We start from the raw sequence: 18,501 nt of genomic DNA on the forward strand, positions 1-18,501 counted from the left end.
AGGCTGCCGCTGTCGGAGGGCGCGACGCGGAAGGTCTCAATCCAGCAACGCCTGGGCGAACTCCCGTGCGTCGAAGGTTTCCAGGTCTTCCAGCTTCTCGCCCACGCCGACGAAGTACACCGGAATCGGCCGCTCCTGCGCGATCGCGGCCAGCACGCCGCCCTTGGCGGTGCCGTCGAGCTTGGTGACGATCAGGCCGGTGAGGCCCAGCACGTCGTCGAATGCGCGGACCTGGGCCAGCGCGTTCTGGCCGGTGTTGCCGTCGATCACCAGCAGCACCTCGTGCGGCGCGGTGCCGTCGGCCTTCTGCACCACCCGCTTGATCTTGCGCAGCTCTTCCATCAGGTGCAACTGGGTCGGCAGCCGGCCGGCGGTGTCGACCAGCACCACGTCCTTGCCGCGGGCCTTGCCGGCGGTGACCGCGTCGAAACTCACCGCCGACGGGTCGCCGCCCTGCTGGCCGACGATCTCGACCAGGTTGCGATCGGCCCACACGCCGAGCTGCTCGCGGGCCGCCGCCCGGAAGGTGTCGGCGGCGGCCAGCAGCACGCTGGCGCCCCCGTGCGCCAGGTGCTTGGTCAGCTTGCCGATCGAGGTGGTTTTGCCCGCGCCGTTGACGCCGGCCACCATGATCACCGTGGGCGTGTGCTCGCCGATCACCAGCGGTTTTTCCAGCGGCTCGAGCAGCGCCGCGATGGCGTCGGCCAGCAGCGCCTTCACCGCCGAGGGCTCTGTGGCGCGTGCGTCCTTCACCCGGCGCTTCAGGTCGGCCAGCAGGAATTGGGTGGCCTTGACGCCGGTGTCGGCCATCAGCAGGGCGTCTTCCAACTCCTCGTAGAGCGCGTCGTCGATCCTGGTGCCGGTGAAGACGGTGGTGATGCTGTCGCCGGTCTTGCGCAGGCCGGTCTTCAGCCGGCCCAGCCAGCCGGCACGGGCGGCTTCCGGGGTCGCACCCGGGGCCGCCACGGGCGGGCCTGGAGGCGCCGGCGCAGCCGGTGGCGGCGCGAAGGCCGGTGCGGGTGGCTTCGGCCGGGCCGCGGAAGGTGGGGCCTTCGGAACGAACGCGGCGGGTGCCGATAGTGCTGCCGTAGGAGTCGGCGGGGACGCGGGTGCCGGCGGTGCGCCTGTGGCGGCATCGCCGGGCAGGGCAGGGCGTGGAACGGCCGGCGCCACCGGTGGGGTCGCGTCGGACCATGGTGCCGACGCGGGGGGCGCTTCCCCAGGCTCTACCGGCGTCGCCACGCCGAACTGGGTCTTGAGCCAGGCCATGGCCGACCCGGTGACGCCGGCCGGTGCAGGAACCGGTGCCGGCGGCTGCACGGCGGCGGTCGAGGGCGGTGGGGCGGCGTCCGGCGGAGCGGTCGTCGCGGGCTCAGCGGAAGTCGGTGCTTTTTTCTTGAAGAAACTGAACATTGGAGCCGTTCTTAGAATCGTACCATTCTATGAAACGCGCTATTTCCCTTCTCGGCCTGCTGGCCGCGTTCGGCGCGGGTGCCCAGCTGCCCCCGACCGGCGATCCCACTCCCACCCCGGGCCCTACCTCTCCCACCGGCCCTTCGGACGCCATCCCGGGCGGCGCGGCGCCGGCGGGGGCCGAGGCGGTGCAGCAGTTCACGCTGGCCAACGGCATGTCGGTGATCGTCAATCCCGACCGGCGCGCGCCCACCGCGGTGCAGATGGTCTGGGTGCGCGTGGGCTCGATGGACGAGGTCGACGGCACCTCGGGCGTGGCCCACATGCTGGAGCACATGATGTTCAAGGGCACGCCCACCGTGCCGGCCGGCGAATTCTCGCGCCGGGTGGCCGCCCTGGGCGGCCGCGAGAACGCCTTCACCAACCGCGACTACACCGGCTATTACCAGCAGATCCCGGCCGGCCGCCTGGCCGACGTGATGAAGCTCGAATCCGACCGCTTCGCGAACAACCAGTGGGCCGACGGCGAGTTCCTCAAGGAGCGCCAGGTCGTCACCGAGGAGCGCCGGATGCGCACCGACGACAACCCGCGCGCCCGGATGGGCGAGGCGCTCAACGCGCAGATCTATCTGGCCTCGCCCTATCGCCGGCCGGTGATCGGCTGGATGAGCGATATCGCGGCCTACACCGCCGACGACGTCCGCGCCTTCCACCAGAAGTGGTACGTTCCGGCCAACGCTGTGCTGGTGGTGGCCGGAGATGTGGATCCGGTGGAGGTGCGGCGCCTGGCCGAAGCCACCTACGGCCAGATCCCCGCCCGCCCGGTGCCCGCGCGCAAGCCCCAGGCCGAGCCGGAGCAGGTCGGCCTGCGCCGCTTCGAATTCAAGGCGCCGGCCGAGCAGGCGTATGTCGCGATGGCCTTCAAGGTGCCCGGCCTGGAGTCGCTGGCCGCCGATGCGCCGCCGGCCGACGACGCACTGGCGCTGACCATGCTGTCGGCGGTGCTCGACGGGTACTCCGGCGCCCGCCTGGGCCGGTCGTTGACGCAGGGCCCGAACCGCGTGGCCGACCGCGTCGGCGCCTATCACGCGCTGGTCGCCCGCGGCCCCAAGACCTTCATGCTCTACGGGCTTCCGGCCCAGGGCCGCACCGCGGCGCAGGTCGAGGCCGGCCTGCGGGCCGAGGTGGCCAAGGTGGCCGCCAGCGGCGTGACCGAGGCCGAACTGCGCCGCGCCCGCACCCAGTGGATGGCGGGCGAGGTCTTCAAGCGCGATTCGGTCTTCGAGCAGGCCAACGAACTGGGCAACAACTGGATCCAGGGCATGCCGCTGGACGCCGACGAGCGCGTGCTGGCGCGCCTGGAGAAGATCACGCCGCAGCAGGTGCAGGACGTGGCCCGCCGCTACTTCGGCGACGACCAGCTCACCGTCGGCACGCTGGTGCCGCAGCCGATCGACCCCGCCCGCGCCCGCCGCGCCGCCGCCGCCCAGGCCGCCGGCGGCGATCTGCGCTGACACCCGACAGGAAATCGATGTTTGCTATTAAAACCATAGCTATAGGTCGGCTTATCGCGCCGGCTGCGGCCCTTTTTTGCTTGAGTCCCGCCTTTGCGGCCCTGCCGATCGAACACTGGACGCAACCCGCCGGAGCCCAGGTCTACCTGGTGCAGAGCAAGGCGGTGCCGATGGTCGACGTGCAGATCGACTTCGACGCCGGCGCCCGGCGCGATCCGGCGGCCCAGGCCGGGCTGGCCGCCGTCACCGCCAGCATGGGCGAGAAGGGCGTGCGCGCCCACGGCCGCGAGCCGGCGCTCGACGAGAACGCGATCGACGACGCCTGGGCCGACCTGGGCGCCAACTTCGGCGCCGGCGCCACCAGCGACCGGATGAGCTTCACCCTGCGCTCGCTGACCGACGCCGCGCTGCTCGACCGTGCCGCCCGGCTGGCCGCCCGCCAGATCGGCGAGCCGTCGTTTCCCGACGCGATCTGGCAGCGCGAGCGCCAGCGCATCGCCGCCGCGCTGAAAGAGGCCGACACCCGGCCCGCCACCCAGGCCGGCCGCGCGTTCCAGCGCGCGGTGTACGGCGGCCATCCGTACGGCCAGCGCACCACGCCGCAGACGCTGACGGCGATCGGCGTGGCCGACATGCGGGCGCTGCAGGCCCGCGCGCTGCGGTCGTGCGGCGCCAAGGTCAGCATCGTGGGCGCGCTCGACCGCGCCCAGGCCGATCGGCTGGCCACCACGCTGCTGGGTCGCCTGCCGACGGGGCCGTGCGCAACCTTGCCCGCGGTGGCCGAGGTGCAGCCGCTGGCCGCGCCGCAGGACATCCGCATCCCGTTCGACTCGGCCCAGGCGCACGTCTACATCGGCCAGCCGGGCTTCCGGCGGGCCGATCCCGACTACTTCGCGCTGACGGTCGGCAACTACATCCTGGGCGGTGGCGGCTTCGTCTCGCGTCTGACCGAGCAGGTGCGCGAGCAGCGCGGTCTGAGCTACAGCGTGCAGAGCTGGTTCGAGCCGGCCCTGCACGCCGGCGCCTTCACCATCAACCTGCAGACCCGGCCCGATCAGGCCGCGCAGGCGGTCGACGTGGCGCGGGCGGTGCTCGACCGCTTCGTGGCCGACGGCCCGACGCCGCAGGAACTGCAGGCCGCAAAGGACAACCTGATCGGCGGCTTCCCGCTGCGGATCGACAGCAACGCCAAGCTGCTGTCGAACGTCGCCAACATCGCCTGGAACGGCCTGCCCCTGGACTACCTCGACACCTGGACCGCCGAGGCGCAGAAGGTGACGGCCGACGACATCCGCGCCGCGTTCGGGCGCAAACTGCGGCCCGACCGGATGGTGACCGTGGTCGTCGGAGGCAAGCCTTGAAGCCGGTCGATTTCCGCAGCCGCAGCCGCAGCGGCAGCGAGGCACCGGCGCGAGTGCCGGCCGCGCCACCTGTGCCCAGGCACCGCGGCAAGGGCGAGGTGCGGATCATCGGCGGGCTCTGGAAGCGTACCCGGCTGCAGGTGCCCGATCTGCCCGGCCTGCGGCCGACGCCCGACCGCGTGCGCGAGACCCTCTTCAACTGGCTCGGCCAGGACCTGACGGGATGGCGCTGTCTGGACGCCTTCGCCGGTACCGGTGCGCTGGGGCTGGAAGCCGCGTCGCGCGGCGCGAAGCAGGTGATGCTCTGCGAGCGCCAGCCGGCGCTGGTAGACGCCTTGCGCGCCGCCTGCACCAGGCTCGAGGCCACCGCCGTCGAGGTGCGCCGGACCGACGGCATCGCCGCGCTGCGCGACGCCGCGCCGGGCAGCCTCGACCTGGTACTGCTCGATCCGCCGTTCGATGCGGGTTTGTTCGATGCGGCCCTGGCGGCGGCCGCGCGCGCCGTATCGCCCACCGGCAGGATCTACCTGGAAGCACCGCGCCCCTGTACCGAGGCCGACCTGCGGCCGCTGGGCCTGGCGGTGTCGCGCCACCTGCGCGCGGGTGCGGTCCATGCGCACCTGCTGGTCGTCGCGGCGTCGGAGCCGGCCACCGCATAATCCGGCGCATCCGCACGGCCGGGCCCGCCGGGTCCGGCCTTCGCCGGTAAGCGCAGGACACGCACCGGCGTACCGGCCGACCCGCTTCGAGGAGTTCAGTCGCATGGCCCGCAACATTGTCGCCGTCTACCCGGGTACTTTCGACCCGATCACCCTCGGCCATGAAGACGTGGTGCGCCGCGCGACCCAGTTGTTCGACCGGGTGATCGTGGCGGTGGCGGCCGGCCACCACAAGAAGACGCTGTTCGACCTGCAGGAGCGGATCGACATGGTGCGCGAGGCGGTGCGGGCCTATCCGCAGGTCGAGGTCGAGAGCTTCTCGGGCCTGCTGCGCGACTTCGTCGTGTCGCGCGGCGCCAAGGCGATGGTGCGCGGCCTGCGGGCCGTCACCGATTTCGACTACGAATTCCAGCTGGCCGGCATGAACCGCAGCCTGATGCCGGAGGTGGAAACCGTGTTTCTCACGCCCAGCGACCGTTACCAGTTCATCTCGAGCACCTTCGTCCGCGAGATCGCGATGCTGGGCGGCGAAACCGACAAGTTCGTCTCGGATGAGGTACACGCGTGCCTGCAAGGCAAGGTGCGCAGCCTGCGGCCACCCACGGCCTGACGGTGCGCCGCCGGCGGCCGGTGCCGGCTACGGCCCCAGAGGCCGCGGTTCGGAAGGACCGACGGTAGGATCGGCGTCGGATACCGGTGGCTGCGGGTGGGCCGGCTGGCGCATGTCGTCGTGGTCGTCGACCAGCGGTTTGTCGACGCACCGGTGGATCACGTCGTGCACGAAGCGCAGCTTGCGCAACGCGCCGTTCGACAGCGCGAACGGGTAAGCGTCGTTCTGTCCCAGGCTGCGGTTGAGGCTGTTGAGCATCAGCGTCACCGGCACCCACTGGCGCACCAGTTGGTCGAAATCGGTCTCGCGCGATTCGAACGGGTTCGACACGCCGTCGGGCGGCAGCGCGGCACCGCCGGGCACGACCACGTTGGTGTGGTACGCCGCTGCCGTCTCCAGCAAATCGACCATGTGCAGGTAATGCGCCCAGGTCTCGGCCCAGTCCTCCCACGGATGGGCGGTGGCATAGGCACTGACGAAATCGTTCTGCCAGTCGTTGCCGGAGTGGTCGGTGGCGTAGTGGCGCTCGAGCGCCGCGCCGTAGTCCTGCGAATCGTCGCCGAACACCGCACGGAAAGCCTGCAGCCCGTTTTGCGCCAGGATCAGGCGGTCCCAATAGTAATGGCCCGATTCGTGCCGCAGATGGCCCAGCAGCGTGCGGTAGGGCTCGTGCAACTGCAGCTGGCGGCGGGCCCGTTCGTCGTCGTCGGCCTCGGCGATGTTGAGGGTGATCAGTCCCTGGTTGTGGCCGGTCATCACGTTCGGCGCGCCGGGCAGATCGGCCAGGAACTGGTAGACCGGGCCAGGAACTTCGTTCGGACCCGGCTCGGTGGATGCCAGGCCCAGCCGCGCGAGCGTATAGAACAGCCGTTTCTTGGCGACCTCGATCAGGTACCAGCGGTGCTGGTTGGCCGGGATCGAGAGGTCGGGCAGCAACTGGGTCTGGCGGCAGGAGACGCAGAGCAGGTGCGGATCGTGCGACGGCACCGCGAAGTTGCAGGCATGGTGCAGGCGATTGTTGATGCACATGCGGTACGTCTGCGTGGAACGGGCGTAGGGTAGACGCTCCAGCAGTTCCTCGCCGCTGCCGTCGGTCAGCCGGGAGCTGCGCAAGGCGGCCATCGACAGGATGTCCGGCAGGAACGCGAGGCGGCTGCCGCAGTTGAGGCAGGTGACGTTCTCGAAGAAGACAGGATGTCCGCAATTGTCGCAGTTGAATATCTTCATGGGATCCGACCGACCTGCTTTGCCTCTGCTCCATAAGCAAAGGCAGGGTCCGGGGTGTACCCCGGACCCTGCCTCTCCCCGTAGACCCGGCCGCGGTTCACGCGACGGGCATGCTGTCGATCCTTACGGACGAACGACGATATTGTTGCGAACTTCGCGCACGTTCTTGGTGTTGCGTGCGATCGTTTCCGCGGCGTTCTTCTCGGTCTGCGACTTGGCGAAGCCCGACAGTTGAACCGTGCCGTTGAGGGTTTCGACGCTGATCGCGGTGGCGGCGACGCTCTTGTCTTCCGCCATCTTGGCCTTCACTGCAGCGGTGATGGCGGCGTCGTCCACATAGGAGCCGACGGTTTGCTGGTGACGTACGAGAGAGCAACCGGCCGTAACGACGGTGATGCCTGCGAGAGCGGCCAAAGCCAGCGCGCGAACGTATTTCATGATGATTCCTCGGATGTAGTTGGATTGGGAAAACACGGTGCGAGAGTGGAAATTCCGCCGACGGTGCACGACTCCGGTCGGCGGCGGTGGTCAACGGTGGAGCCAGTCCTTCAGCTCGTCGGCATGCTCTTCTTCCTGTGCCAGTATGCCTTCCAGCATGCGGCGGGTCGTAGGATCCTTGTCGCCCACCAGATGGATCATCTGGCGATAGGCTTCGACGGCGATGCGTTCCGCGACCAGATTGGCACGGACCATCGATTTCAGGTCGGTCGATTCGTCGTACTCCGCATGGCTGCGGGTCAGCAGCGTGCCGGGCGAGAAATCGGGGCTGCCACCGAGCTGGACGATCCGCTCGGCGATCAGGTCCGCATGCGCCGATTCTTCGTTGGCATGCACGAGGAACTCGTTGGCGATGGCCGGCGACTCTACACCGTCGGCGGTGAAATAGTGGCGCTTGTAGCGTAGCACGCACACCAGCTCGGTGGCCAGCGCGTCGTTGAGCAGCTTGACGATAGCGTCGCGGTGCGGACCGTAGCTGGGGGTGACGGCGCCGTCGTCCAGGTTGCGGGTGGCGGCCGCATTCAGTGCGGATTCGTCGAGCACCATGCTCTCGCTGCCGAAGTCTTGCGAAACGGGGTTGGAAAGATCGTTCATCGGGGGTGTCCTTCTAGGGTTGTTTCTTGGATTGCGTGATCAGGGACAGCACGAAGCTGGAAGCTTGCGAAGACTTGAGGACCGCCACCGCAAGACCGCCGATGGATACCAGCCGCCACGGCTTCGCCACCACCACCGTAGCGCCGACACCGGCGGCGATACCGAGCAGGCGAAACGGTCTGCGTTCGGCGTAATCGGCCAGGAGCGGCTCGGCGACGGCGCCCGCGGCGCGAACGGGATGGAACTCCCACCATGCGCGAACGCCGTACTTCGCAGCCGACCAGATATTCACAGCCCGTTCGCGGACCGACACCTGTTTTACGGGTGGCGATACCTGTTCGCCGCCGATGCGCTCGTCGAAATCGACGCTCGTATCGCCTCGTTGAGCTGGTGCTGCAATGCGGCTCGGCTTCTTGGGCTTGGTCAATTGGTTGACCAAGGCTTCGCGCGAAGCCTGCAGCCTCTCCTTGGCGCTGCGCTCGTCTTTTTCGGCGGCGGTCATTTCTGCTCTCCTGCAATGCGCAGAGCCATGACGTCCGCATCGAGCTGGGCCTTGATGTCTTCGAAACGCTTGGCGGTGTTGGGCCTGCGCGCGAGGAACAGTGCGATCAGCATCACCAAGAAGACGGTGCCCGGAACCGCCAACAGCGCCCAATGGAAGCCGTGCAGCGCACCCAGCATCAACGCCACACCGGACAATACGAGAAACACACACCCCATCACCAGCACCACACCCCAGGCAGCCACCTTGACGGCGACGCCGGTCCCCATGCTCGTGAGCTCTTCCTGCAGCAAGGCGACGTAGCCGGAGACGTGTTCGACCAGAAGCTCGGGCTTGCGGATCAACACGGTGAACAGGGGATGGAGCATGGATCGCAATCAGGTCGAGAATCGGAAAGTGCCGATGAGGGCTGCACCGGACGGGGCAGCAGGGATTCGATCAATAACGGTTGCGCTTAGGGGCGTCGTTGCGTGTCGCGATCAGGATCAGGGCTGCGATCGCCGCACCGGTAGCGGCGGCGATCAGGACCGAGCGCACGGGCTGGTCGGCGACATAGCGACCGGTGGCGTCGGCGTACTGCGACAGGCGCTGCTGGGCCCTGTACTTGGCGTCGGATGCGTACTCGATGCCGCGGTTGGCCAGTTCCTGCGCGCGGGCGGTGATCTGTTCCACCAGAGGATCGACGTTCTGCCGCAGCTCGCGGACCTTGTCGCCGGCCTTGTCGATCGAATCGTTCGCGAAGTTGCGGGTCGATTCGAGGGCCTTGTCTGCGCTCTGCACGACGTCGTCGGAGATGTTGCGAGCGGAGCTTGCGGCCTTGTTGGTATTGATCGTCATGGTGGTATTCCTTTGCGTGGTTGAAAACTGATGGTGGATGTCCGCCTGCCCGCAAGCCTCGACATCAACCCTTGCGGCCGCGGCCGACGAAGAAACTTACGATCGCCATCACGGCGAAGATGAAGAACAGGATCTTGGCGATGCCGACCGCGCTCGCGGCAACGCCACCGAAACCGAAGACCGCCGCAATCAGGGCAATCACCAAGAACACCACCGTGTAATGCAGCATGAAAAGTCCTTTCTTCCGCGTGGCAGCGGGTGTCCGACGATCGGAACGCCCCCCTGGAAAGCTGACAGCAAGGGTATGCAGACAGGGGCCCAGGACCGATCAGCAGCCGGCCCGAGGCGGTGTCAGTACGCGAGGGCCGTGTCTGTAGGAATCGGCCGACAAAGTGGAGCAATCACTGCCGACATGGAACGGGTGCCGGTCCACGCAGCAGGCGCCGTGCCGAAAAGCTCAGCCGTGGGTCGGCAGCAGGGCCGATACGACCGTGCCCTGTCCGGGTTCCGAGCCGATCGTCAGCTGCCCGCCGGCGGCCTCGACCCGGTGCCGCATGCCGGCCAGCCCGTGCGACGCCGGTGCGATCGAATCGACCGGAAAGCCGCGCCCGTCGTCGCGCACTTCGACCCTGGCGAAGCCCGGAATCGCACGGAGCGACAATGTCACGTGGCGGGCGTCCGCATGCTTGCCGATGTTGGTGAACGACTCCTGCACCAGTCGGTAGGCCGTCAGTTCCGCCGTATCGTCGAGCTTGACCTCCTCGAGGTCGGCCGAGATCGCGAAGCCCAGCTGGTCGCCGGATTCGCGGGCGAGGATCTCCAGCGCCGCGACCAGGCCCAGGTTGGAGAGAGAGGAGGGCCGCAGGTCCTCGATAATGCGGCGCTTCAGCGCGATGCCGCTGTTGAGCGTTTCGGTCAGGTGCAGCATGCGCTCGTTGAGTTCGGGCGACTCGGTGCCCACCCGCGACTTGATGCGGGCCACGTCCAGCTTGGCCGCCGTCAGCAGCGAGCCCAGCTCGTCGTGCAGTTCGCGGGCCAGGTGGGCACGCTCTTCCTCGCGGACCTGCTGGAGATGGGTGGCCAGCTCGGTCAGGCGCGCGGTGCGTTCGCGCACCTGCAATTCCAGCCCGTTGCGCTCCTGCTCCAACAGGTCCTTCTGTCGGCGATGCGAGGCCTTCAGGGCCGTGGTCTGCCGCAGGTACATCGAGAAGGCCAGCAGCCCGGCCAGTGCCACGCCCGCGATGCCCAGCCGCGACAGCTGGAGCGCGCGCACCACCTGCTGCTGCCCCGCGTCGACCGCGTCGTGCGTTTGGGCCATCAGCGTGGAGGTGAGGCCCCGGATCGCATCCATGTGCTCGCGGCCGATGTCGGTCAGCAACACGAAGCGCCACGCATCCTGGTTACCTTGCTTGCGCAGGGTCACGGCGAGGTCGATCTCCGCAAGCTTCCGGGTGAGCTCGCGATTCAGATCTTCCAGGGTGGCGGTGCGCTCCGGGGTGGTGCCATAGAGCTGTTGCAGCTCTTCCATCGTCTGGCCGATGCCAGAGAAGGCTTTGTCGTACGGTTCGAGGTAGCGGGTCTCTCCGGTGAGAAGGTAGCCGCGTTGCCCGGTTTCGGCATCGAGCACCTGCGTCATCAGCTTGCCGAGCGTGGTACGGATGCTCTGCGCCTGCGCGATTTCCTGCAGGGCCTCATGGGAGCGGCGGTAACCGGTTTCGTTGATGCCGATCAACAAAGCGGCCGCCAGAACGGCCGCCGGCAGGCGCAGCAGCAGACCGGGTATCGAAAACCTTCCCATGCGAACTCCGGTGGGCAGAATAATTCGTCAATAATCCAAGACGCAAATAGAGACCCCGCAGCCGGCCGCCGAAAGCTTTGCGTGGGGCATTGTGCTCCCGCCCGGCAGCCCGACGCAGAAAGACACGGAAATGATCAAAATTGGAATTGTGGATGACCATGCCATCGTGCGATCCGGACTCAAGCAGTTCTTCTCCGACCATGTAGACCTGCGTGTCGTGGGAGAGGCCGGCAACGGACGCGAGGCCATCGACTTGATCCGCAACACCGAGATCGACGTGTTGGTGATGGATCTGTCGATGCCCGGCCAGACCGGTCTGGACGCGCTCGGCATGATCCGCGCCAAGGCTCCGGACGTCGGCATCCTGATCCTCAGCGGCTATCCCGAGGAGCACTATGCGATGAACCTGATTCGCCAGGGCGCGAGCGGCTACCTGAACAAGGAATGCGAGCCGATCGAGATCGTCAACGCGATCCGCACCATCTCGCTCGGCCGCCGCTACATCACGCCCGCCGTGGCGGATCTGCTGGCCCAGCAGCTCAACCGCAAGGACGACGCGCCTGTCCATGAATCGCTGTCGGAGCGGGAATTCCAGGTGTTCCTGAAGCTCGCCAAGGGCGAAACGGCGGGCGACATCGCCAAGTCGCTGTCGTTGAGCGTGAAAACGGTGAGCACCTACCGCACCCGCCTGATGGAGAAGATGAATCTCGCCTCCAACAGCGACCTGACGTACTACGCTCTCAAGAACAAGCTGATCGATTGATCTGCCGGCAGGACGCGTTGCCCGGCTTGCGGCCGGCGCGCGGTCGATGGCCGGGCACAGGGCAGGCTCGGCCAGAGTCCCTACCGGCCGCGGATGCTGCCGGCGGTCGGGCGAAAGTCGACTCGTGCCTGCGCCTTGCCCTGCAGAAGGCAGTAATCCACCAGGGCGTCGATTTCGTTGGATTTGTCGAATACCGCGTCGGCACCGAGTTGCGTGCACCGCGCGCGGATATCGCTCGTGGCGTAGTTGCTGAGTACCACGACCCGCTGATGGCGGGCACGCTCGCGACAGGCAGCGAGCAGTCCCAGTCCGCTGCCCTGCTTCAGGAACAGGTCGACGATCACCATGGACCACTGGTCCGCACAGGCCCGAAGCCACCGCGTACCCTCGGACTCTGCCTCTGCCATTCCCACCACCTGGATACCTGCAAGCTCTTCCAGCGTTCCAATCAGGTTTTCGCGAATGGTCGCGTTGTCTTCGACGATATAAGTCTTGAATCCCAAAATGGTGTCCATATGGCGTTGGCGTTCCAGAACCAACGCCTCCATCGGGACGTTTGGCAAGCCGGGCCAAGCGACTGTACGCACGAATCCGCGGAGGTGGTGCCAGCCATACCACAGGCGTTTTGTCGGGCATGTCCTACGAGCCCAAGGCGCTCCGCGGCGTCTGCGTCCGGTTCCGAGCTGTAGGCAGGGGCTGACCCGGAGTGACGGACAGAGCTGACGGCCGCACGGGCCTGAACTGCATACATTTCCTAATGCCACAATCTTTCAGCAGCCTGCACGGAAACAGTGTGTTTTCGGTCCGTCAACCGCTGGTAGCCCGCATCCGCCGCATGGTGGCTTCGGCCATGGTCGCCTCGTTTTTCGGGGGCCTCGCATACGCAGCGGAGGATGCACCTGCTCTGTCCGCCGTCGCATCGGTCGACCTGCTGCGTTATGCAGGCACCTGGTACGAAATCGCCCGCATTCCCAACTTCTTCCAGCGCAAATGCGTCTCCGATGTGAGCGCCAACTACGCGCCGCAGACCGATGGCACGGTGACGGTCACCAATCGCTGCCGCCGGGCCGACGGCGAAGTCGAAGCCGTGGTTGGCCAGGCCCGACGGCCAAGCGTGCGCGGCGAGCCGATTCCCGACGAGGGCAAGCTCCGGGTCCGGTTCGCGCCCCGCTGGCTCGCCTTCATTCCGGCCGTGTGGGGCGATTACTGGATCCTCTCGCTCGATCCGCAGTACACCATGTCGCTGGTCGGCACACCCGACCGCCATTACCTCTGGCTGTTGTCGCGCTATCCCACGGTCGGCCCGGACGTGGTGGACGAGTGGCTCGCCAGGGCGCAGGCATTGGGTTTCGACATCACCCACGTCGTGCGCGCCGCGGCCCCTACCGATACCCCCGATTGAGGCGCGCATCCGCAGGCCGAAAATTCCATGAGCAGCACCACGACACCGATTTCCTCCGCCCTGCCGACGCTGCGGCCCCACCGGCGCCGGACGCGCCGCGTGTTGGCCATCTCGCTCGCCATCGTCGTCGCCCTGGTGCTCCTGGTCGTCTTTTTCCCGTGGGACTGGTTGCGTGGACCGGTCAACCGTTATGTCAGCGAGAAGACGGGCCGCAAGTTCGAGATCACCCGCCACCTCGACGTGGAACTGGGCCGGACGACGCGCATCGTCATGGACGGCATCGAGTTCGCCAACCCGGCCTGGGCGCGTGAGCCCTACCTGGTCAAGGCGGAGCGGGCCGAGGTCGGCATTCGCCTCTGGCCGCTGTTGAAGAGGCAGGTGGTACTGCCCTTCGTGGTCCTGAAGCAGCCCGCGGTGAACCTGCAGATGCAGCCAGACGGCCAGCGCTCGTGGGCCTTCGGCGACGACACCGGCTCCTCGGGGACGGCGCCGGACGTGGGGCATCTCGAACTCGACAACGGCAGCCTCACCTATTTGGCTGCCGACAAGGGTGCCGACATCGCGGTGCGTTTCCAGTACGACGGCGACACCAAGACCACCGGTGCCGACGTGCTGCCGCTGAGCTACGACGCCACCGGGCAGTGGCGCAGGCAGCCGTTCTCCGCCAAGGGCCGCACCGGCAACGTGCTGCAGCTCTCGGCGGAACAAATCGCGCCGTTCCCGGTCGAGATCGAAGCCAGGGCCGGCGCGACGCGTCTGGTAGTCAAGGGCAGCATCGGCAACCTCGAGAAGCTGGAGGGCATCGACGCCGAAGCCCGCATGCAGGGTCAGAACCTGTCGGACCTCTACGAGTACATCGGCGTGGTGCTGCCGTCCACGCCGCCCTATGCCCTCAAGGCACGGGTGAAGACGCAGCACGATGTCTGGGCGGTCGAGCAGCTGCAGGGCAAGATCGGCAATTCCGACCTGGTCGGCGACCTGAAGTTCGACAAGACCGGGGCGGTGCCCCTGCTGACCGGCGACGTGCGCTCGCAGACGCTGGATTTCGACGATTTGGGCCCGTCGATCGGCATGTCGCCGTCGTCCGCGGACGGCGGCAACACGTCGGTGGCGGGCGACACCCCGGCGGTCGACAAAACGCGTGCCCGCAAGCCAGTGCCGAAGGGCGGAAAGGTTCTGCCCTCGACGCCGCTGGATTTCAGTCGCCTGAAGGCGATGAACGCCGACGTTCGCTACGAGGCCCGGCGGATCCAGCACATCAAGGAATTGCCGCTCGACAGCGCCCAGGTGCATGTGGTGCTGAAGGACGGCGCGCTGGCGCTCGATCCGCTGCGCCTCGGCGTGGCCGGCGGCACCCTGGCGGGCGCGGTACGGGTCGATTCGGGCAAGTCGCCGGCGGCGGTGACGGCCAAGCTGGAGGCGCGGGTGATGAAGCTGCAGCGCCTCTTTCCGGCGATCGAGAAGACCAAGGGCAGCTTCGGAAACGTCACCGCGCGGATCGACCTGGCGATGCAGGGCAACACCGTCGCCGGGATGCTGGGCCACGCGTCGGGCGACGTCGGCGTGCTGCTGGGTCGCGGCGAGTTCAGCAATATCCTGCTCGAATTCATCGGCCTCGACGGCGGCGAGGTGCTGAAATTCTTTCTGGAGGGCGACCGCAACGTGCGCCTGCGCTGCGGCGCTGCCGCGTTCGACGTGAAGGACGGCCTGATGACCAGCAAGGCGATCGTGGTGGACACCACCGATACGGTCGTCAACGGCGAGGGCACGATCAACCTCGGCACCGAGGCCCTCCACATCGTCCTGAAGCCGCAGCCCAAGGACAAGAGCATCCTGAGCCTGCGCTCGCCGTTGATCGTCCAGGGCACGCTGGGCGATCCGTCGGCCTTCCCCGACAAGGGTGCGCTGGCCGGGCGAGCGGCGCTGGCGGTGGTGCTGGGCGCGATCAATCCGTTCCTGGCCCTGGCCGCCACGATCGAGACCGGCCCGGGCGAAGATGCGGATTGCAAGCAGGTGCTGTCCCAGCCCCCGGCCCCTGCGCCCAAGCCGCAGTAAGACGGACAAGCGCCGAGAAAACCGAAGCCGCCTCGATCAGCCGGCTGCGCGCCGTGTGGGCCCGCAGACCGGGCATTGGGGATCGCAGGCCGTCCGGATGTCTGTCCATTCCATGTGCAGGCCGTCCAGCATGCGCAGCCGCTTCGGCAGTGCCCGGCCACGGCCCAGCAGCACCAGCAGTGCATCGGCCGCCTGGGCGGTGCCGACCATGCCCACCAGCGGCGCGAAGACGCCCATCGTCGCGCAATCCGCTTCGCCGACCCGGGCGTCGGGCGGGAACAGGCAGGCATAGCAGGGTGCGTCGCTGCCCGCGCTGGGATGGTAAGTGGCCATTTGGCCGTCGAAGCGCAGCGCGGAGCCCGAGACCAGCGGCTTCCGGTGCGCGACGCAGGCCGCGTTGATCGCGTGCCGGGTCGAGAAGTTGTCGGTGCAGTCGAGCACCACGTCCGCCCGGGCGACTTCCGCGTCGAGCAAGGCGCCGTCGGCCCGGGCGCCGATGGCGAGGAACCTCGCCATCGGATTCACGCCCGCCACCGCCTGCTGCAGCGATTCGACCTTGCGTTGGCCTATCCGATCCGCCGTGTGGCCGATCTGCCGCTGCAGGTTGGTCAGGTCGACCACGTCGTCGTCCGCCACCGCCAGCGTTCCGACGCCCGCGGCGGCCAGGTACAGCGCCGCCGCGCAGCCGAGCCCTCCGGCGCCGATGATCAGCACGCGGGCCCGGCCGATCGCCTGCTGGCCCTCGATGCCGATCTCGTCGAGCAGGATTTGGCGGGAATAGCGGAGGAGGGTGCTGTCGTCCATGCGAAAAAAAGCCCCGCCCGGCGGGAGGCGCCGGCGGGGCGTGGCGCCGCGTGCGGCGTCGGGGTCAGTTGTCTTTCTTCTCGTCCTTGCGCTCGACCGTCAGGGTCTTGCTGGCGACGACGGGCTGGCCCTTGAGGCGATTGAGCGCCTGCGCCAACTGGAAGTCCTTGTCGGTGCCGAATTCCGGCGGACGCGGCGGCGTCTTGCGGGCCTCGGTCTCGGCTTCGAGGCGCTTGCGGGCTTCCTCTCGGGCCTTCTCGCGGGCTTCGTCCTTCTTCTCTTCGCCCTGGCCGCTGTTGAGGTGCTTTTCCAGGTCGGCCTCGCGGGTGCGCAGGGCGGCGAACAGGTTGCCTTCCAGCGTCTCGTCGACCATCACGTCCGGCACGATGCCGGTCGCCTGTATCGACTTGCCGCTCGGGGTGTAGTAGCGGGCGGTGGTGATCTTCAGGCCGGTGTCGGGGCCGAGCGGACGCACCGTCTGCACCGAGCCCTTGCCGAAGGTCTGGCTGCCCATGATGGTGGCGCGCTTGTGGTCCTGCAGCGCGCCGGCGACGATCTCGCTGGCCGAGGCCGATCCTTCGTTGACCAGCACCACGATCGGCACCGTCTTGATCGCGGCCGGCAGGCTGCGCAGCGGGTCGGGGCCGGAGCGGCGCACGTAGAACTCGGGCGACGCCTTGTAGGTCGACTTGCTCTCGGCCAACTGGCCGTTGGTGGTGACCACCGTCACGTCGGCCGGCAGGAAGGCGGCGGACACGGCCACGGCCGAGTCGAGCAGGCCGCCCGGGTCGTTGCGCAGGTCCAGCACCAGGCCCTTCAGGTTGGGTTCCTGCTTGTAGATCTCGTCGATCTTGGCGACGAAGTCGTCGACCGTGCGGTCCTGGAACTGCGAAAGCCGCAGCCAGGCGTAGCCCGGCTCGACCACCTTGCCGCGGACCGACTGGGTGCGGATTTCTTCGCGTGTGATGGTGACCGGGAAGGTGCGCGATTCGTCCTTGCGGAACATGGTCAGGGTGACCTTGGTGCCGGGCTCGCCGCGCATGCGCTTGACCGCGTCGTTGAGGGCCAGGCCCTTGACGGCCGTCTCGTCGATCTTGGTGATCAGGTCGTTGGTCTTGATGCCGGCACGGAAGGCGGGGGAGCCTTCGATCGGCGAGACGACCTTGATCAGGCCGTCTTCCTGCGTGATCTCGATGCCGACGCCCACGAAGCGGCCCGAGGTGCCTTCGCGGAATTCTTTGAAGGTCTTCTTGTCGAAGTACTGCGAATGCGGATCGAGGCTGGCCACCATGCCGGAGATGGCGTCGGTGATCAGTTTCTTGTCGTCGACCGGCTCGACGTAGTCGGTCTTGACCATGCCGAAAACCGCAGCCAGCTGCTGCAGTTCCTCGAGCGGCAGGGGGCTCATGGCACTGCGCGCCACGGTCTGCAGGGACACCGTGGTCAGCGCACCGGCGAACACGCCCACGGAAATCCAGCCAGCGATTCTCAGTTTTTGGCCCATACAACCTTTAGTAAGCCGAATCAATATACACGTTGGAAGCACTTGGGCCGAAAGGGTTCCGTACTTGCCACAGGATGCGCCGGGGACATGCGCCGGCGGCAGCGGCCCGCTTCCTGATCAGCCCTTGCCCTGGGCGGCCATCGCGGCGGCTGCGCGGGCGGCCGCTTCCGCATCGCCCAGATAGTAATGGCGCAGCGGCTTCAGGCCCGCATCCAGTTCATACACCAGCGGAATGCCGTTGGGAATGTTGAGCCCGACGATGTCGCTCTCGGACACGTCGTCGAGGTACTTGACCAGCGCACGGATCGAGTTGCCGTGCGCCGCCACCACGATCCGCTTGCCGGCGCGGATCGCCGGGGCCATCGCCTCGTTCCAGAAGGGCAGGACCCGCTCGACGGTGTCCTTCAGGCATTCGGTCAGGGGCAGCTGGCCGGGCTGGAGCTTGTCGTAGCGGCGGTCGCCGCTCTCGCCGCGAGGGTCGTTCGGGGCGAGCGGCGGCGGCGGGGTGTCGTAGCTGCGGCGCCACACCAGCACCTGGGCGTCGCCGTACTGCTTGGCCATGTCGGCCTTGTTCAGGCCCTGCAGGTCGCCGTAGTGGCGCTCGTTCAGGCGCCAGCTGTGCACCACCGGCAGCCAGGTGCGGTCCATCTCGTCGAGGGTGTGCCACAGGGTGCGGGTGGCGCGCTTGAGCACGCTGGTGTAGGCCACGTCGAAGTCGTAGCCCTCGGCCTTCAGCAGGCGGCCGGCCTGCTTGGCCTGCTCGACGCCGGTGGGCGTCAGGTCGACGTCGGTCCAGCCTGTGAAGCGGTTCTCGAGGTTCCAGGTGGATTCGCCGTGGCGGATCAGGACGAGCTTGTACAAGGGGTGCCTTTCGGTGGGGTGGGAAGCGCCGGCAGGGGATTGGCGATGCGCATGCAGCCCGCCATTCTAAAATCGCGGGCCGTGCCTCGCCGACCTTCC

General features: G+C 67.6%; 20 protein-coding genes. 7 read left to right on the top strand and 13 right to left on the bottom strand.

Annotation, left to right across the window (positions count from 1 at the left end; genetic code table 11):
* Positions 1-36 precede the first annotated feature (36 nt).
* A complete protein-coding gene (gene ftsY / locus DFQ15_RS12120) occupies positions 37-1,413 on the bottom strand; it encodes a signal recognition particle-docking protein FtsY (protein WP_199399866.1) in 1,377 nt (458 codons plus the stop codon).
* Positions 1,414-1,442: 29 nt separating this feature from the next.
* Here ftsY and DFQ15_RS12125 point away from each other — a divergent pair, with 29 nt between their 5' ends.
* The 4 genes from DFQ15_RS12125 (at position 1,443) to coaD (ending at position 5,557) form a co-directional block, all read left to right on the top strand.
* Positions 1,443-2,927, top strand: coding sequence for a M16 family metallopeptidase (locus DFQ15_RS12125; RefSeq protein ID WP_110466230.1), 1,485 nt, complete (start codon positions 1,443-1,445; stop codon positions 2,925-2,927).
* Positions 2,928-2,944: 17 nt separating this feature from the next.
* Positions 2,945-4,288: a M16 family metallopeptidase gene (locus tag DFQ15_RS12130; RefSeq protein ID WP_110466231.1), complete on the top strand. Its 1,344-nt coding sequence runs from the start codon at positions 2,945-2,947 to the stop codon at positions 4,286-4,288.
* The gene (gene rsmD / locus DFQ15_RS12135; protein ID WP_374941029.1) at positions 4,285-4,947 is read left to right on the top strand and encodes a 16S rRNA (guanine(966)-N(2))-methyltransferase RsmD; all 663 of its coding nucleotides are present in this window, start codon (positions 4,285-4,287) and stop codon (positions 4,945-4,947) included. The genes DFQ15_RS12130 and rsmD overlap by 4 nt, the downstream gene beginning before the upstream one ends.
* A gap of 103 nt (positions 4,948-5,050) precedes the next feature.
* On the top strand, positions 5,051-5,557 hold the full coding sequence (gene coaD / locus DFQ15_RS12140) for a pantetheine-phosphate adenylyltransferase (RefSeq protein ID WP_110466232.1): 507 nt from the start codon (positions 5,051-5,053) through the stop codon (positions 5,555-5,557).
* A gap of 27 nt (positions 5,558-5,584) precedes the next feature.
* Here the strand turns inward: coaD and DFQ15_RS12145 are convergent, their stop codons facing one another.
* From DFQ15_RS12145 to DFQ15_RS12180, 8 genes are all read right to left on the bottom strand, one after another.
* The gene (locus tag DFQ15_RS12145; RefSeq protein ID WP_110466233.1) at positions 5,585-6,784 is read right to left on the bottom strand and encodes a zinc-binding metallopeptidase family protein; all 1,200 of its coding nucleotides are present in this window, start codon (positions 6,782-6,784) and stop codon (positions 5,585-5,587) included.
* A gap of 123 nt (positions 6,785-6,907) precedes the next feature.
* On the bottom strand, positions 6,908-7,222 hold the full coding sequence (locus DFQ15_RS12150; protein WP_110466234.1) for a BON domain-containing protein: 315 nt from the start codon (positions 7,220-7,222) through the stop codon (positions 6,908-6,910).
* Positions 7,223-7,312: 90 nt separating this feature from the next.
* Entirely contained in the window at positions 7,313-7,876 is a 564-nt protein-coding gene (locus tag DFQ15_RS12155; protein WP_110466235.1) for a ferritin-like domain-containing protein, read from the bottom strand.
* A gap of 13 nt (positions 7,877-7,889) precedes the next feature.
* On the bottom strand, positions 7,890-8,378 hold the full coding sequence (locus DFQ15_RS12160) for a hypothetical protein (protein WP_110466236.1): 489 nt from the start codon (positions 8,376-8,378) through the stop codon (positions 7,890-7,892).
* Entirely contained in the window at positions 8,375-8,746 is a 372-nt protein-coding gene (locus DFQ15_RS12165) for a hypothetical protein (protein ID WP_110466237.1), read from the bottom strand. The genes DFQ15_RS12160 and DFQ15_RS12165 overlap by 4 nt, the downstream gene beginning before the upstream one ends.
* A 70-nt stretch (positions 8,747-8,816) precedes the next feature.
* On the bottom strand, positions 8,817-9,215 hold the full coding sequence (locus DFQ15_RS12170; protein WP_110466238.1) for a hypothetical protein: 399 nt from the start codon (positions 9,213-9,215) through the stop codon (positions 8,817-8,819).
* A 64-nt stretch (positions 9,216-9,279) separates the two neighbouring features.
* Positions 9,280-9,444 carry a DUF1328 domain-containing protein gene (locus DFQ15_RS12175; RefSeq protein WP_082447885.1) on the bottom strand — a complete coding sequence of 55 codons (165 nt, stop codon included), beginning with the start codon at positions 9,442-9,444 and terminating at the stop codon, positions 9,280-9,282.
* A gap of 228 nt (positions 9,445-9,672) precedes the next feature.
* The gene (locus tag DFQ15_RS12180) at positions 9,673-11,013 is read right to left on the bottom strand and encodes a CHASE3 domain-containing protein (protein ID WP_110466239.1); all 1,341 of its coding nucleotides are present in this window, start codon (positions 11,011-11,013) and stop codon (positions 9,673-9,675) included.
* A 130-nt stretch (positions 11,014-11,143) separates the two neighbouring features.
* On the opposite strand from DFQ15_RS12180, the gene DFQ15_RS12185 reads away from it, so the two are divergent.
* Positions 11,144-11,776, top strand: coding sequence for a response regulator (locus DFQ15_RS12185; protein ID WP_055834854.1), 633 nt, complete (start codon positions 11,144-11,146; stop codon positions 11,774-11,776).
* Between the two features lie 80 nt (positions 11,777-11,856).
* On the opposite strand, the gene DFQ15_RS12190 is transcribed toward DFQ15_RS12185, so the two are convergent.
* Positions 11,857-12,291 (bottom strand): response regulator, encoded by a 435-nt coding sequence (locus DFQ15_RS12190; protein ID WP_374941028.1) that lies wholly within the window; start codon positions 12,289-12,291, stop codon positions 11,857-11,859.
* A gap of 242 nt (positions 12,292-12,533) precedes the next feature.
* Between DFQ15_RS12190 and DFQ15_RS12195 the strand changes: the two genes are divergently transcribed.
* Both DFQ15_RS12195 and DFQ15_RS12200 read left to right on the top strand, forming a co-directional pair.
* Positions 12,534-13,178: a lipocalin family protein gene (locus DFQ15_RS12195; RefSeq protein WP_233504462.1), complete on the top strand. Its 645-nt coding sequence runs from the start codon at positions 12,534-12,536 to the stop codon at positions 13,176-13,178.
* A gap of 27 nt (positions 13,179-13,205) precedes the next feature.
* Positions 13,206-15,233, top strand: a complete 2,028-nt coding sequence (locus tag DFQ15_RS12200) for an AsmA family protein (protein WP_110466241.1) — start codon at positions 13,206-13,208, stop codon at positions 15,231-15,233.
* A gap of 36 nt (positions 15,234-15,269) precedes the next feature.
* On the opposite strand, the gene DFQ15_RS12205 is transcribed toward DFQ15_RS12200, so the two are convergent.
* The 3 genes from DFQ15_RS12205 to gpmA form a co-directional block, all read right to left on the bottom strand.
* A complete protein-coding gene (locus tag DFQ15_RS12205) occupies positions 15,270-16,037 on the bottom strand; it encodes a HesA/MoeB/ThiF family protein (protein WP_110466242.1) in 768 nt (255 codons plus the stop codon).
* A 64-nt stretch (positions 16,038-16,101) separates the two neighbouring features.
* Positions 16,102-17,541 carry a S41 family peptidase gene (locus DFQ15_RS12210; protein WP_110466243.1) on the bottom strand — a complete coding sequence of 480 codons (1,440 nt, stop codon included), beginning with the start codon at positions 17,539-17,541 and terminating at the stop codon, positions 16,102-16,104.
* Between the two features lie 117 nt (positions 17,542-17,658).
* Positions 17,659-18,402: a 2,3-diphosphoglycerate-dependent phosphoglycerate mutase gene (gpmA, locus tag DFQ15_RS12215; protein ID WP_110466244.1), complete on the bottom strand. Its 744-nt coding sequence runs from the start codon at positions 18,400-18,402 to the stop codon at positions 17,659-17,661.
* Positions 18,403-18,501 lie beyond the last annotated feature (99 nt).

Source organism: Xylophilus ampelinus (genome assembly GCF_003217575.1).
GTDB lineage: Bacteria > Pseudomonadota > Gammaproteobacteria > Burkholderiales > Burkholderiaceae_C > Xylophilus > Xylophilus ampelinus.